The following is a 15,446-nucleotide window of genomic DNA, read 5'->3' on the forward strand; positions in this document are numbered from 1 at the left end:
CCCGGAGTTACCCATGCGTCTCGTTCAAAAAGCGCTCACCTTCGACGATGTGTTGTTGGTGCCTGCGTATTCCGAGGTGTTGCCGCGCGACACCTCCCTGGCCACCCGCCTGACCCGCAATATCAGCCTGAATATCCCGCTTGTGTCCGCCGCCATGGACACCGTCACCGAATCGCGTCTGGCCATCGCCATGGCGCAAGAGGGCGGCATCGGGATCATCCACAAGAATTTGACTGCTGATCAGCAAGCCCGTGAAGTGGCTCGCGTGAAGCGCCACGAATTCGGCATCGTGATCGATCCGGTCACCGTCACCCCCCAAATGAAAGTGCGCGACGCCATTGCGTTGCAGCGCCAGCATGGCATTTCGGGCCTGCCGGTCGTTGAAGGCCGCAAGCTGGTCGGCATCGTGACCAACCGCGATCTGCGTTTCGAAGAAAACCTGGATCAGCCCCTGCGCAACATCATGACGCCGCAGGAACGCCTGGTCACCATGAAGGAAGGCGCCACGCTGGACGAAGCGCAGGCCCTGATGCACAAGCACCGTCTGGAACGCGTGCTGATCGTGAACGACGGCTTTGAGCTGCGTGGCCTGGCCACCGTCAAAGACATCGTCAAGAACACCGAACACCCGATGGCCAGCAAAGACGGCCAAGGCCAGTTGCGCGTTGGCGCAGCGGTTGGCGTGGGTGCAGGCACTGAAGAGCGCGTGGAAAAGCTGGTTGCCGCTGGCGTTGACGTCCTGATCGTCGACACCGCGCACGGCCACTCCAAGGGCGTGCTGGAAGGCGTGCGCTGGGTCAAGCAGAACTACCCCAAGGTTGAAGTCATTGGCGGCAACATCGCCACCGCCGCCGCCGCGCGCGCGCTGGTCGAGTACGGCGCTGACGGCGTCAAGGTCGGTATCGGCCCCGGCTCCATCTGCACCACGCGTATCGTCGCCGGTGTGGGCGTGCCGCAAATCCATGCCATTTCCGAAGTGGCCAAGGCGCTGGAAGGTACGGGCGTTCCGCTCATCGCCGACGGCGGCATCCGCTACTCGGGCGACGTCGCCAAGGCGCTGGCCGCCGGCGCGTTCTCGTGCATGATGGGCGGCATGTTCGCCGGCACGGAAGAAGCCCCGGGCGAAGTCGTGTTGTTCCAAGGCCGTTCGTACAAGTCGTACCGCGGCATGGGCAGCCTGGGCGCCATGACGGACGGCTCGGCCGACCGCTACTTCCAGGACCCGTCCAACAACGCCGACAAGCTGGTCCCCGAAGGCATCGAAGGCCGTGTCCCCTACAAGGGCAGCGTGCTGGCCATCATTTACCAACTGGTCGGCGGCATCCGCGCCTCGATGGGCTACTGCGGCGCCGCCACCATTGACGACATGCGCACCAAAGCCGAATTCGTGGAGATCACCTCCGCCGGCGTGCGCGAGTCCCACGTACACGACGTGCAGATCACCAAGGAAGCGCCTAACTACCGCGCCGACTGATCCGTACAGTCAACTACAATGTCATGCATCACGCACCGGCAGAATCGCAATAACAATAGCGGTTCTGCCGGTGCGGTTTTATTTAATCGGTAGAGCTCAATGCACCAGCGCATCCTCATTCTTGATTACGGTTCGCAAGTCACCCAACTGATTGCGCGCCGCGTCCGCGAAGCCGGCGTCTATTCCGAAGTGCACCCCGGCGACGTCGACGACGCCTTCGTGCGCGACCAGATGGCGCAAGGCCTGAAGGGCATCATCCTGTCCGGCAGCCACGCCTCGGCCTACGAAGAAGGCTCGATGCGCGTGCCGCACGCCGTCTTCGAACTCGGCGTGCCGGTGCTGGGCATCTGCTACGGCATGCAATCCATGGCGCAGCAACTGGGCGGCGTGGTCAGCTTTTCCGACCACCGCGAATTCGGCTACGCCGAAGTGCGCGCCCACGGCCACACCAAGCTGCTGGAAGGCCTGGACGACTTCACCACGCCCGAAGGTCACGGCATGCTGAAGGTCTGGATGAGCCACGGCGACAAGGTCACCGAGCTGCCCCCGGGCTTCAAGCTGATGGCGTCCACGCCGTCGTGCCCCATCGCCGGCATGGCCGACGAAGACCGCCGCTTCTACGCCGTTCAATTCCACCCCGAAGTCACGCACACCGTCCAAGGCAAGGCCATGCTGGCCCGCTTCGTGAACGAGATCTGTGAATGCCAGGGCGACTGGAACATGCCCGACTACGTCGCCGAAGCCGTCGCCCGCATCCGCGAGCAAGTCGGCACCGACGAAGTCATCCTGGGCCTGTCCGGCGGCGTGGATTCCTCGGTAGCCGCCGCGCTGATCCACAAGGCCATCGGCGACCAGCTCACCTGCGTGTTCGTCGACCACGGCCTGTTGCGCCTGGACGAAGGCAAACAGGTCATGCAGACCTTCGCCGAAAACATGGGCGTGAAGATCATTCACGTCGACGCCACCGCCCAATTCATGGGCAAGCTGTCTGGCGTTGCCGACCCCGAAGCCAAGCGCAAGATCATCGGCCGCGAATTCGTCGAAGTGTTCCAGGAACAAGCCGGCAAGCAGCAAAGCGCCAAGTGGCTGGCCCAGGGCACGATCTACCCCGACGTCATCGAATCCGCTGGCGCCAAGACGGGCAAGGCCACCTCCATCAAGTCGCACCACAACGTGGGCGGTCTGCCGGACACGCTGAACCTGCAACTGCTGGAACCGCTGCGCGAACTGTTCAAGGACGAAGTCCGCGAGCTGGGTGTGGCACTGGGGTTGCCGCCGCAGATGGTGTACCGCCATCCGTTCCCGGGCCCGGGTCTGGGTGTTCGCATCCTGGGCGAAGTGAAGCATGAATATGCCGAACTGCTGCGCCGTGCCGATGCGATCTTCATTGAAGAATTGCGGAATACCAAGGATGAAGCTAGTGGCCTGACCTGGTACGAGCTGACGTCCCAAGCGTTTGCCGTGTTCCTGCCGGTGAAGTCGGTGGGCGTGATGGGCGATGGGCGGACTTATGAGTACGTGGTTGCCTTGCGTGCTGTCCAGACATTTGACTTCATGACCGCTGATTGGGCACCGCTGCCGCACCCGCTGCTGGCTCGGGTTTCTTCGCGGATTATTAATGAAGTGCGCGGGATTAACCGCGTGGTTTATGACGTATCGAGTAAACCGCCGGCGACGATTGAGTGGGAGTGATCCCACGTCTGGCATAGCCAGGCAACGTTAGGCATAAAAAGCCGCTAAGCCCGCGTAACTGCGGGCTTTTTTCTTTTTTGGTGTGGCACTATCTGGCATCTTCAGGCAGCACCAAGCATGTATTTTGTGTGGTACCAAACTTGGTATCATGGACGCTAGATACCATGAATTTCGTCAATACCATGTCTACCGAGTTGAGGATCGCATGGTATAGAAAACAGATAAGCCATTGTTTTAAATGGATATTAGTTGGCTATTTGCTAGGTTTTCAATCATGGTATTCCTATAGATCTGGAGCCCCCCCTGATGCTGACCGATACCAAGCTGCGCAACCTCTAGCCTCAGGACAAGCTATACAAGGCAAACGACCGAGATGGCCTGTATGTGGCTGTCACGCCTGCGGGTGCGATCTCGTTTCGCTACAACTACAGCATCCACGGCAGGCAGGAGACGATCACGTTTGGGCGCTACGGCTTGGGTGGCATCACATTGGCAGAGGCGCGTGAGCAGCTTGGTGAAGCCAAGAAGATGATCGCGGCGGGCAAGTCCCCGGCCAAAGAGAAAGCCCGTGACAAAGCACGTGTCAAAGATGCGGACACCTTCGATGCGTGGGCGCAGAAGTGGCTGCGCGGCTATCAGATGGCAGATTCGACACGCGATATGCGCCGGTCCTTCTATGAACGCGAGCTCTTACCCACATTCGGCAAACTGAAGCTGCCAGAGATTGGCCATGAGGATCTACGCGCCCTGACGGATCGCATCGTTGAGCGTGGCGCTCCTGCCACCGCCGTGCATGCGCGTGAACTGGTACTGCAAACCTTCGCTGGGCGATTGAGCGCGGCCAGAAGGTTGATAACCCCGCAGAGTTGGTGCGCCCAGCCAGCATCGCCCGATTTGAGCCGCGTGACCGCGCCTTGACGCCGGACGAGATCAGCTTGATGTACCAATACATCGAGCGCATAGGTACTACACCTTCCATCCGTGCTGCCGCCAAGCTTCTGTTGTTGACGATGGTACGCAAGAGTGAGCTGACCAACGCCACATGGGGTGAGATTAACTTCACAGAGGCGCTGTGGACCATCCCGAAGGAGCGAATGAAGCGCCGCAACCCTCATTTGGTGTTCTTGTCTCGTCAAGCGTTAGACATCTTCATCGCCTTGAAGACCTTCGCGGGTGGCTCTGAGTACATCTTGCCATCTCGTTACGACACCGATCTCCCCATGAGCAGCGCGACGCTCAATCAGGTGCTAACCTTGACCTACCAGCTGGCACAGAAAGAAGGGCAACCACTCGCTAAGTTCGGGCCGCATGATTTGCGGCGTACCGCGAGCACCTTGCTGCATGAGGCGGGGTACAACACGGATTGGATTGAGAAGTGTCTGGCGCACGAGCAGCGTGGTGTGCGAGCGGTCTACAACAAGGCAGAGTACCGGGAGCAGCGCACTGGCATGTTGCAAGATTGGGCCAATATGATTGATGAATGGACCAGCAAGCGCCCTCAGTCATGAATATGGCAGGTGCTGGTGAGATCGCAAAGAAACGCGCCAGCGGCCCTGTGAGCCCTATCAGAGCACGGGCTTCTGTTTCTGGTGTTTGATCGCGGCTGAGACCGCTTGTCGCGAAGCGTTGAGCTGTCTGGCAATGTCTGCCTGACTCATGCCTTGAGCCAGTAAGGCTTGGATATTTTCAATAGATGCCCGAGGCGCTTTGATCTCTTGAAGCAGTCGATAAGCCTCTCGTCGAACATAGGCGTGCGCTTCAATGTCCCAGGTCGGTAGCGTGCCACTATTGATGCCTTGAGACCATACCTCATCCATCACAATTTCATACTCTGCCGTAAATCGTCGGTCGCGCTGGTAGGCACGCCGTGCCTCGGAGCTGCGTCTTGGGTTATGAAATTCGCAATAAAGCTTGCTTGGCTTCGCGGCAGCCTCATCTTGGCCAGGTTTCCTCGTACCCCAGGCTAACTCACCATGCTTTGCCCACTCCTGATACAAAGTGATCCGCTCAACACGGTCCCGAAAGCCGGAGACCGAGCGGTCACCGCGCATTTCGACCGCATCACAATACTTACCGTATAGCCGAGATGCGGTATAGCGCCCCAGCTTGCCCGAAAGGCTTGCTCATACCGCTTCACGATGGCATCGGCCTTCTTTGCGGCAGCATCTCTGATCGCCTGCGTCAGACCCACGACTTTCGCATTTCCTCTCAGCAGTTTTTTGACGATCAATGGCGAATCCAAGTTGACAGAGTATTCGGTCGTGCGCCAGCAAAGTTCGCAAAAACACCAAGTAAATGGACTACTCAGCTTGGCTTGGATGCGCCGAGATGAAGTCTCGGAGACTCTTGATAGTTGTTGGTAGATGGGATCAAAGCCCTGGTCTTTCATAGCAATGTTTGCGGTGCCGTTTCGTCAACTTCATTCTAACTTTTTTGCAAGTCTCGGCAGGCACTGGCCGGTATCGTCAGGCAACTGATTGAGAGGAAAGTCCAATGCTGATGGAACGCAAAATACTGATTAACCGCAAGAAGCTTCACGCCATGATTCCTCTGGCTGAACGAACCATTTACAACATGGAGCAGCGAGGCGAGTTTCCACGCCGTATCGCCCTGACCAGCCGAAACGTCGCCTGGGACTTGGCAGAAGTTGAAGCGTGGATCGAATCCAGAAAGTCGGCGAGTATTTGCGCGCCCCAATCCGGAATGGGCTCGTAGGTCGTTATCCGTGTTCGCTGTAGCAAACATGGCTCAGGATGCGTGCGCAGCAAGTCTGCCCGTCGCGGGTCGCCTGCCCACTCAGTTAGATGGGAGTGGTGTTTTTGTGGCTGATATCGTCGATGTGCCACTTAAAAATGACATCGTCAGCATGGAGCATCCTGTATTTTCTCTGAGCTCGAAAGACACTCGCATCCGTACCTATGAGCGAAATGGCAGAACGGTCACCGTAATCCCTAGCACGGTGGGATGCGCGACGATTCATGACAAGGACTTATGGATTTATTGCATCAGTCAGCTCATCGAGGCTGCCAATCGAGGTAGGGAGATATCCCCTACGGTTCGCTTCACCGCGTTTGATTTCTTGGTCGCCACCCACCGCGACACCAGTGGTCGTGCCTATGAACGCATGGCAGACATGCTGCGTCGTTTGAAAGGGACTGTGATCGAAACTAACGCTGCAACAGGCGGAGAGCGTGAGCGCCGTGGGTTTGGCCTGATCGACAGTTGGCGCATCGTCGAAAGGCCGGATGACAGTCGGCGTATGGCAGCCGTTGAGGTGGCATTGCCTGGATGGCTATTTCGTTCAGTACAAACCAAACAAGTGCTGACGTTGTCTCGCTCTTATTTCAATCTGCGCAAATCCCTGGATAGACGCATCTACGAGATAGCTCGCAAGCACTGCGGTGGACAAGCGATATGGAGAGTGTCCTTGGCGGTGCTGTATCAAAAGAGTGGCTGTGCAGGCACCTTGCGACGTTTTCGCTTCAATGTGAAGACACTCGCCGAGTCTGGTAATTTTCCGGACTATCTGATTGGATTCGATCCACGCCGTGATCAAGTGACTTTTTACGCCAACGGCCCCAAGGGCAGATTAGCAGAGGTACGCGACATGCTTGATGGTCGGCCTCACGCCTCTGTGCAGGCCCATCAAAAAGTCCGGATGAGCAGAGCAAGAAGGCCTCCGTCGTCCGCTTAGGGCTCGCAGCCGGGCCACTCTCGGGCCTTGTGGATAAGTGGCCGTGCCCTGTGAATCACATCGTGCTTTTAGGAACGCTAGCCTGTGGATAGTATCGTGCTTTTAGGAACGCTTTCTTCGTGCTTTTAGGAACAAAAGGTCTGAATTTTCATTCAATATCAATGGGATACGAAACCGTAACGCGCGCGCGGTTTTAACTTATATATATTATTTAACGCGTTTCACAGAAACGACCCATTGATTTGCTAGATGGCAGACGGATGTTTCAAGTCTTTGGTTTGCGTAGTCCCTGCTATTTGGTGCATCAAAATGGAGACGTCGGGCGACACAAAAAACAGCACCAAAGGAATGGGTAGGCCAAGACCGCGCATCAATGGCTGACCGATACTCCGTACGGGATAGCGAACAGGTGGCGACGAGCTTGGCCCCTAATGTACAAAGCGGTGCCTCGAAATCGTTCATATCCGCTTGAGAAATAGCCTTTAGGCTGCCAATTCCGGGCTTTACCCCCTTACTTTCCGAGCGTCCAGAGCATGTTTCTGTACATTAGGGGCCGCCATATGGGTTTGGGCAGGGCATTTCACAGATGGCCTTCAATGTTCTGACGAAATAAGGCAGTTCAAGGCAATTTAGGGCAATTTAAGGCAATTTAAGGCAAGCCAAGGCAACTGAAGGCAACTGAAGGCAAACTGCCATGCAAATCGTTAGGTTTCGCAGTGAGTTGCGTAAACTTGCGTTAATTCGCCTAGAGGTAGACGGCAAGATATGTGTTGTGGCCCCACAAGCGTCGCTTGCTGGCCCACAACACCGGCCTTACTCGCCTGCGGTTCGACGTCAATCTTGCTCTGCGAGGCAGACACTCGCTACCGCGACTCAAGAATTTTCTAGGTGCCACGTGCGTCAGGCGACGCCTGTGCCCAGAGCTTGCGAGTAGCAGTAAGAAGAAAGGATAGAAGCATAAGCATGCACAACCCGCCCCACCCGGGGCAATTGATTGAACACGATGTGATGGCCCCGCTCGGCCTCTCGTTGTCAGGCGCGGCCAGTAGGTTTGGCGTAGAGGCTCAGTATCTTGCTGATGTGCTGTCGAAGCGAGCGAGGATCAATGCGACGCTGGCGGCAGGTCTGGAGAGGGCTGGGTTCAGTACGGCGCGTGCCTGGATCGAAATGCAGGCGGTGTTTGATCGTTATATAAGTGTGCCGGGGTGAGTATGTTCAGAAGACGGTATGTTTTTGGACACTGCAAATCAAGCCGCTTTTGCCTATTTTTGGGTGCCTGTACCTGTTAAAATTGTCGTCAATTTTTCAATGTTTAGATACTGTCCATGAATCAACGCATCGGTTATGCCCGTGTTTCGACGGACGATCAGCACCTTGATTTGCAGTGTGGCGTGCTGACGAAAGCCGGGTGCAGCGTCATCTACGCAGAGAAGGTCAGCGGCAAGACGGCAGGCCGTCCGGAGCTTGACCAGTGCCTCAAGGTGTTGCGAGCTGGTGACACCCTCGTCGTGTGGCGGCTGGATCGACTCGGGCGCAGCCTGCAAGACCTGCTGCGGATCGTTGACGACCTCAAAGAGCGCGGCATCGGCTTTGTAAGCCTAACCGAGAAGATAGAGACGGACAACGCAGCGGGCAAGCTGATTTTCCATGTGTTCGCGGCCCTGTCGGAGTTTGAGCGGAGCTTGATCCGCGAACGCACACATGCCGGTCTAGCTGCCGCCCGTGCCCGTGGCCGGGCCGGTGGCCGCAAGCCGAAGCTGGATGCAAAGCAGATAAATCAAATCAGGTTGCTATTGAGCGACCCAGATACTTGTGTGGCGGAACTAGCGAGAGATTACGGTGTTTCTCGAACAACGCTTTACAAGCATTGTGGCGTGGTACAGCCGAGGCATGAAGGAAATCCATCGAAGAGAGGTGGCCTGTGAGTGAGGGGTGCTGTTCAACGTGTCGAGGCCGTCCAGAGAACGTGGAAATTGAATGCCCGAATTGTCGCGGAACCGGATACGACCCGACGGATGAAAAGCCATTCGCGCAATGTCATGAATCCTATGGCGAGGGGACGATTGTTGCGGATGTTTGTCCTGAATGTTTTTGGATTGAAGATGAAGATATTAAGTGTGAAGATGAAGAATTGGAGAGTGATGTGACTTCAGAAAAGAAATTTAGAGATTACAAAGGCGAAGCCGATGCATGGATCACACTTGCCACTGGTGAGTATTACCCGGACATTTTGCCGGACGCCTGCCGTCTCTATGAGCCTGTGTTGGTGGAGTTTGGGCTGTTGTTGAAAGCCTCGCATTCATCTACAAATTTTTTTAGCTCCATCATGGAAACAGGAAATCAGTGGATGCGAACGCAGCTTTGCCGGGTGTTCAAAAAGTATGTCAGCCCGCAAACTCCGGTTGAAATGCTCAAGCGCAAGAGTGATGCCGCCAAAATCTGCGCTCAGTTTGGTGATGCGTTCCGCAGTATCGTAGAGGTTCAGCAGAAGTTTGATACGCGACCAATGCCGGATGAAGCTCTCTGTGCTGTTTTGTGGGAATACAAAGATCGGGGCAAGAAGGGCTATGATCTGACGGAGCGCCTGTTTGACGTGCTGCGTAGTCAGCACGTTGGGTTTGTTTTTACCGGGCCTGAGCGTGCTGGTAAAGATGTGTTGCTGGGCAATATATTCAAGGACTATCCGAAGCCTGATCGCCCTGTGGATTTTGTAATCCACGACGGTGAGAAGGTGCTGGCAATCGGTTTGGCGCGTTATGACTCAGATCGTGGCGGTGCTCAAGAGGATGATCGAACCGGGCAGTATCGAGAGGTTGCACAAGAGATCATTGGGTACGCCGACAGCCACGGGATGCCGCATATCAAGGTCATTTATGTGAACGATGGGCCAGGCTTGTTGCTTGGCTCGATGTGGAATGACTATTCCTACATCGAAGATCAATGGCCGGGCCGCGTTAAGGTTGTGACCTTGCGAATGGTGCCTGATCGAATCACTGCCGAATGGTTGGGGTCTTGATATGGCAGTTCCTATTCCCGGCAAGGGAAAGCGCAGCAACGGCGCACAGGGTTTCCTCACGGATGCCATCGGCTTCCGGCTAGAGTACCCCGGCAAGAAGTCGGAAGAGGAAATTCTGTCAACTCCAGCGGGTCGATATGTACCAAATCCGGCCTACGTTGGCGGCGATAACAGGCTTTACCATGCGGATAACCTCGCTGTGTTGTCTGCGCTTGCTCAGGATGAGTCGGTCGTAGGGACAGTTAAGCTAGTCTACATCGACCCGCCGTTTGCAACTGCATCGGCCTTTGAGTCGCGCAAGCAAAAGCATGCTTACGATGATCATTTAGTCGGGCCTGCTTTCGTGGAATCTCTGCGTGAGCGACTTGTGCTAATTCATCGCTTGCTTGCTGATGATGGGTCGCTTTACCTCCATCTTGATGAGAGGATGATCTTTCACTTTCGGGTTGTTCTTGATGAGATTTTCGGAGAAAGGAATTTCCGAAACTGCATTACCCGGAAAAAGTGCAATCCAAAGAATTACACACGTAAGACCTACGGAAATGTGGCTGACTACATTCTTTTCTATACGAAGAGCGACAGCTATGTTTGGAATCGGCCTGTGGAGCAATGGGACGACGCCAAGGCTTTAAAGGAGTATCAATACGTTGATCCTGATGGCCGCCGCTATAAAAAAGTGCCTGTCCATGCTCCAGGTGTTCGCAATGGCGAGACGGGCAAGGATTGGAGGGGTAAGCCGCCACCACCCGGCAAGCACTGGCAGTATCTGCCTTCGACCTTGGATGAAATGGACGCCAGAGGTGAAATTTACTGGTCAGCCACCGGAAACCCCCGGCGAAAGATTTATTTAGAGAATAGCGCTGGAATCCCGGTGCAGGATATTTGGATGGATATGAGGGATGCTCACAATCAGAACATCCATATCACCGGCTATCCAACCGAGAAAAACCCCGCATTGTTGGCACGAATAATTGAAGCATCATCTAACCCCGGCGATCTTGTCATGGATTGTTACTCGGGTTCAGGAACGACGATTGCAATTGCAGCCAGTCTTGGACGTCGTTGGATTGGTGTAGACCGTAGTGATGAAGCAATCAGAACGACCCTGCATCGGTTCGAGCTTGGCACTGAGCGCATGGGCGACTTTGTGAATTCAAAAAAGCAAGGTGTGCTGTCGTTGCATGAACCGATAACCGACTTTGTTCTGTACGAACCAGAGACTGAGGCTGTGCCGGTAGTAGAGGGTGACAGGCCTGCTAAGAAGAGTCGGCGTGTTGCTAAGTCGTCATAACTTATAGAGGCGCTCGCAGCTCGATGAGCATATCTGGTCAACTGACCCCGACCGTGGCAGGAGAGGCGGAAGCGTATCTAAGCCAGTCATGCAGAGTCATGGCTGGTTTGATACGCACACATGGCCCTTGCCGTCTTGCTGATCGTGAGTTTTGGCCCTTCCAGACGTTGGCTAATTCGATCATCAGTCAGCAGCTATCCGCAAAGGCCGCCGACACGATAGAGCGCCGGGTGCAGGCCGTCGTGCCTGGCTTCACACCTGCCGGGTTTCTGGCTGTTCCGCCCGAGGCGCTACGCGCTGCCGGGCTGTCATCGGCCAAGGCCCGCTACATAGTCGAACTGGCCCAGCGTGTTAGCGATGGACGGCTGAACCTGGAGGCCATGCAGGAAGCGCCAGACGCAGACGTTATCGCCGCGCTGGTGGAGCTTCCTGGCATTGGCCAATGGACAGCGGAAATGTTCCTGATCTTCGGTCTGCGCAGGCCGGATGTGTTGTCCTTAGGGGATGCTGGTTTGCAGAGGGCGGCTCGGCTGCTGTTTGGGGATGATGCCAAGCTAGAGCATGTGGGGCAGTCATGGCGGCCCTTCTGTTCTGTGGCGTCTTGGTATCTATGGCGGCATTTGGACGCTTGAGCATCTGCCGCAACCGAAGTCAATGGATGAACATCAGGGGAAGCAAGGTGACGAAAGCGCGTCAGGAAGACAAGTTCGAGCCGTTTTTCGTTACCGAAGACGTGGCGGCCGAGATGGCCGCCGCCGGCTACGAGTTCAAGCCGTCCGGTCATGCCAGAACAAAGAGCGTCCGCGACCTGTTCGGATGGCAGCCGGGCGAGACGCTGGAAGAGGCCATTGCTCGGCACCAGGGCAAGCAGTGTTCACCCTCATGATCTGAGTATGGTAGTTTTCATGGTATCTGATAGATGATCGTCCTTAAGTTGTTGGAATAAAATGTATTCTTATGCTTGTTCATGATGGAGTGGGAGTGAGTTGAGGTCCTTCGGGGGCTATCGCTAGCCATCGCCGGCCAGCAGAACGGGTTGGCGGTGAAGTTGGCGGTAAGAACTGAGGGTCGGATTAAGACCGTCCCATTCACTATCCATACCAAACCCGTCTTTGACGGTGAAGGTCTGCTTGGGAAAGCTAGTTTTATGCGGCTTTCCCGGCATCAGCAGGTCTCCTGGCTCCTGACGGTAAAAGCCGTGACGAAACAGGAGAAAAATCTCGGTTTTTGCCGACCAGCACTGCGCAATCTCAGGCCTAAGTCCAAGATTTATAAGGCTTCAGACCGCGATGGTATGTACGTGACGGTATCGAGTACCGGTGCCGTCACGTTCCGCTACGAATCCCATCTCAACGGACGCCGCGAAATCCTCACAATGGCCGCTACGGTCCTGCCGGAATTTCGCTGGCTCTCGCCCGTGAAAATTTGCTCGACGTCAAAAAAGCTGTTGTGCAGGGCAAGTTCCCTGCGCTGGAAAAAAGCGTACTTGACCTTCGGTTGATATCTGACGCAGGTGGAGGGATCTAGGTGCCACTGCCCTTGAGAGCGAGATTCACGCCCTGTCGCTGTTCCTCTCTTTCCCTCAGCAAGTCCACAAATGCACGCACTTTGGCAGGACGAAAGCGTGTGGACGGGAAGACAGCATGGATGCCACCGCCGGGCAGCGACCACTGCGGCAGGACTTCGATCAATCGCCCAGAGGCAAGATCGTCAGCGACGAGATAGTCTGGCAGTACCGACAAGCCTGCGCCTGCGTGTACCGCTTCGCGTACGGCTAGCGTGGCGTCCAGGAAAATGGACGCCTGCATGGTCACAGGTCGGTACTGGTTTTGTTCGCGCGAAAAATTCCAGCGCAGATGGTCCCTCAACGCGGTGTTGGCGATGAAGGGAAGCTTGTCGAGGTCCTCCGGGCGGGTAATCCGCGCCACTCTCGACGCCAAGCTGGACGAAGCAACGAGCAACTGTCGGAATGAGCCGATTTTTCGTGCTTGCAATCCCGTCTCGGTTAGCCACCCAACACGAATCGCCAACTCGATATTGCTGGACATCATATCCAGCGTCTTGTCGCTGAGGATAGCGTCTACCTTGCAGGCCGGATAACGCAGGGTGAAAGCAGCAATGGCCGGCACCACTACGCCGACGCCGTAGTCGAAGGGAGCAGTAAGCCGTAACTTGCCGGCGGGTTCGGTTGATGCTTCTGCCAATTCGGTGAAGGCGTCATCGGCCTCGTGCAGGATTGAGGCACAACGCTCATAGAACGCACGCCCGGCGTCGGTGGCCTGCACTTTGCGCGTGGTGCGAACCAGAAGCGAGGTGCGGAACTCCTGCTCCAGCCTTGCAACCTGTTGGCTGACCACGGCCTTGGTAATGCCCAGGCGCTCGGCGGCGGCGGTGAAAGAACCCGTTTCCACCACTGCAACGAAATAGGCCAGCCGCCTGAGGTTGCCGAGGCCGCCTGGGCCGGTTTCACTTGGATTGTATGCTTTTGACATACAGATCATATATCCGGTATGTGTTTAATAGTCAATGTTAGAGAGCTAACATCTGCCGCTTAGTCACAGGAAAAGACCATGCACAAGGCCCTGCATTGCGAGGTCAAGCGCATCCTGTTGAGCCTGAGCGCTGCCTATTCCAACCCAAGTGCGCTGCTGGATCAGATTCAAGCGGCTTGAACCTTCCATCTATATTTTTAGCCGGTGCAATCATGGCAACACGAAGAGATGTATTAAGAACCGTAGCGGCCGCGACTGTCGCGACCGCCATCCTGGGAGTAAAGAACGTTATGGCCGCTACTACCGAATTGACTTGGAAACACTTTCCCGCCGGCGAGAACGGTTTCTTCCGTGCTCCCGTATTGATTGCCGGTGCGCGCGAGGCAGTGCTGATCGATGCTGGCTTCACGCTTCCTAACGGCAAGGCGCTTGCCGAAGCGATCAAGGCCAGCGGCAAGCAGCTGACCACGATCTATATCAGCCAGAGCGATCCCGACTACTACTTCAGCCTTGCACCCATCACTGCAGCTTTTCCCCGGGCGCGGGTCATCGCCGCATCGTCCACGATTGCAGCCATCAAGGGCAACGTGGAAAAGAAACTGGCGACCTGGGGCCCGCAGCTCAAGGAGAACGGTCCGCAGACGTTGGACGATATCGTGATGCCGGAAGCCTTCGATGGTCCTGCGCTTAGCCTGGAAGGTCATGACATCGAATTCGTCGACGCCGATGGCCTGGCCAACCGCCGCTACATCTGGGTGCCTTCGTTGAAAGCCGTGTTCGGCGGCGTTCTGGTGTTCTCTGGCGTGCACGTCTGGACTGCGGACACGCAGGGTGCCGAGGCCCGCGCCACGTGGGTGAAGAATCTCGAAGCCATTGCCGCACGCAAACCCGCCGTGGTGGTCCCCGGTCACATGGCGGTCAACGTAGCCACCGACGTTTCGGCGATTCTCTACACGCGTGACTATCTGTTGGCGTTCGAACAAGAACTGGCCAAGGCCGCCAACAGCGCCGACCTCGTCGCGGCAATGACCCAACGCTATCCAGACGCCGGCATGGGCATTGCCTTGCAGATCGGTGCCAAGGTAGCGACCGGCGAGATGAAGTGGGGTTGAGACAATGACGACCAACCTGGACATCATCCGCGCGACCTATGAAGGCCCATCCGAAGAGAACGGCAAGCACCTGCTTGCCGCCTTGGCCGCTGATGCCACCTGGACCGAGGCGGCGGGGTTTCCCTATGCCGGAACTTACACTGGGCCTGAAGAAATTTTCGCCAAGGTGTTCCACCGGCTGGCGACCGAATGGGAAGGCTATCAGGCCAAGGTCCACACTTATCTGGCCGACGGCGACCAAGTCGCTGCCTTCGGTGTTTATTCCGGAACGTATCTGAGGACTGGAAGATCCATGCGAGCTACCTTTGCCCATCTCTATCGTCTAGAGAATGGCAAGATTGCCAGCATGGAGCAGTATGTGGACAGTGAAATGGTTCGCCGGGCCATGGTCGATTGAGATACCTGCCTTGACGCGCCTGCTGGCCTACGCATCGTTGATCGAAGACAATCTGCCGGCGTTCAAACAGTCTAGTCGCCGAGTCTGCTCCAATGACATGCGAGCCTTGTGCAACAAGGTCTCGCCTAGGCTTTGACGAAAGCAGGGCTTTGAGAAGCTACAGCTACGAACCCGGTTTAAAGGCGGACATTGGCCGGACGCATGAGTACGTTGTGGCCTTGCCAGCCACGCTTGCTCATCCCCTACAAACTAGGGTTATCCGGGATTCTTTATGCTTA

14 protein-coding genes and 2 pseudogenes are annotated in these 15,446 nt (G+C 56.2%); 14 read left to right on the plus strand and 2 right to left on the minus strand.

Annotated elements, in window-relative coordinates:
- The first annotated feature begins 13 nt into the window (after positions 1-13).
- The 3 genes and pseudogenes from guaB (at position 14) to AC1DSJ_RS02060 (ending at position 4,674) form a co-directional block, all read left to right on the plus strand.
- Positions 14-1,474 (plus strand): IMP dehydrogenase, encoded by a 1,461-nt coding sequence (gene guaB / locus AC1DSJ_RS02050; protein WP_054425503.1) that lies wholly within the window; start codon positions 14-16, stop codon positions 1,472-1,474.
- 99 nt (positions 1,475-1,573) lie between these two features.
- On the plus strand, positions 1,574-3,166 hold the full coding sequence (guaA, locus tag AC1DSJ_RS02055) for a glutamine-hydrolyzing GMP synthase (RefSeq protein WP_046805861.1): 1,593 nt from the start codon (positions 1,574-1,576) through the stop codon (positions 3,164-3,166).
- Positions 3,167-3,472: 306 nt separating this feature from the next.
- Positions 3,473-4,674, plus strand: a pseudogene (locus AC1DSJ_RS02060) (tyrosine-type recombinase/integrase).
- A 57-nt stretch (positions 4,675-4,731) separates the two neighbouring features.
- Here the strand turns inward: AC1DSJ_RS02060 and AC1DSJ_RS02065 are convergent.
- Positions 4,732-5,217 (minus strand): hypothetical protein, encoded by a 486-nt coding sequence (locus AC1DSJ_RS02065; RefSeq protein WP_441370893.1) that lies wholly within the window; start codon positions 5,215-5,217, stop codon positions 4,732-4,734.
- Between the two features lie 442 nt (positions 5,218-5,659).
- Here AC1DSJ_RS02065 and AC1DSJ_RS02070 point away from each other — a divergent pair, with 442 nt between their 5' ends.
- The 9 genes and pseudogenes from AC1DSJ_RS02070 to AC1DSJ_RS02110 all read left to right on the plus strand — a co-directional run.
- Complete coding sequence (locus AC1DSJ_RS02070) at positions 5,660-5,881, plus strand: helix-turn-helix transcriptional regulator (protein ID WP_441370894.1); 222 nt, start codon at positions 5,660-5,662, stop codon at positions 5,879-5,881.
- 28 nt (positions 5,882-5,909) lie between these two features.
- The gene (locus tag AC1DSJ_RS02075) at positions 5,910-6,860 is read left to right on the plus strand and encodes a replication initiator protein A (RefSeq protein WP_441370895.1); all 951 of its coding nucleotides are present in this window, start codon (positions 5,910-5,912) and stop codon (positions 6,858-6,860) included.
- 963 nt (positions 6,861-7,823) lie between these two features.
- Complete coding sequence (locus AC1DSJ_RS02080; RefSeq protein WP_441370896.1) at positions 7,824-8,069, plus strand: HigA family addiction module antitoxin; 246 nt, start codon at positions 7,824-7,826, stop codon at positions 8,067-8,069.
- A gap of 116 nt (positions 8,070-8,185) precedes the next feature.
- A complete protein-coding gene (locus AC1DSJ_RS02085; RefSeq protein WP_441370897.1) occupies positions 8,186-8,785 on the plus strand; it encodes a recombinase family protein in 600 nt (199 codons plus the stop codon).
- Between the two features lie 41 nt (positions 8,786-8,826).
- Positions 8,827-9,876: a bstEII gene (locus tag AC1DSJ_RS02090; protein WP_441370898.1), complete on the plus strand. Its 1,050-nt coding sequence runs from the start codon at positions 8,827-8,829 to the stop codon at positions 9,874-9,876.
- A gap of 1 nt (position 9,877) precedes the next feature.
- Positions 9,878-11,167: a site-specific DNA-methyltransferase gene (locus AC1DSJ_RS02095; protein WP_441370899.1), complete on the plus strand. Its 1,290-nt coding sequence runs from the start codon at positions 9,878-9,880 to the stop codon at positions 11,165-11,167.
- 98 nt (positions 11,168-11,265) lie between these two features.
- Positions 11,266-11,799 carry a DNA-3-methyladenine glycosylase family protein gene (locus AC1DSJ_RS02100; RefSeq protein WP_441370900.1) on the plus strand — a complete coding sequence of 178 codons (534 nt, stop codon included), beginning with the start codon at positions 11,266-11,268 and terminating at the stop codon, positions 11,797-11,799.
- Positions 11,800-11,846: 47 nt separating this feature from the next.
- Positions 11,847-12,053, plus strand: a complete 207-nt coding sequence (locus AC1DSJ_RS02105; protein ID WP_441370901.1) for a hypothetical protein — start codon at positions 11,847-11,849, stop codon at positions 12,051-12,053.
- A gap of 312 nt (positions 12,054-12,365) precedes the next feature.
- A pseudogene (locus AC1DSJ_RS02110) lies at positions 12,366-12,646 on the plus strand (Arm DNA-binding domain-containing protein); the annotation flags it as partial.
- A 44-nt stretch (positions 12,647-12,690) separates the two neighbouring features.
- Here AC1DSJ_RS02110 and AC1DSJ_RS02115 read toward each other — a convergent pair.
- The gene (locus AC1DSJ_RS02115; protein WP_054428190.1) at positions 12,691-13,659 is read right to left on the minus strand and encodes a LysR family transcriptional regulator; all 969 of its coding nucleotides are present in this window, start codon (positions 13,657-13,659) and stop codon (positions 12,691-12,693) included.
- A 212-nt stretch (positions 13,660-13,871) separates the two neighbouring features.
- On the opposite strand from AC1DSJ_RS02115, the gene AC1DSJ_RS02120 reads away from it, so the two are divergent.
- A complete protein-coding gene (locus AC1DSJ_RS02120) occupies positions 13,872-14,771 on the plus strand; it encodes an MBL fold metallo-hydrolase (protein WP_441370902.1) in 900 nt (299 codons plus the stop codon).
- A gap of 4 nt (positions 14,772-14,775) precedes the next feature.
- Positions 14,776-15,168, plus strand: coding sequence for a nuclear transport factor 2 family protein (locus AC1DSJ_RS02125; protein WP_054428188.1), 393 nt, complete (start codon positions 14,776-14,778; stop codon positions 15,166-15,168).
- Positions 15,169-15,446: the final 278 nt, after the last annotated feature.

This window comes from Achromobacter sp. 01N37 (genome assembly GCF_056399725.1).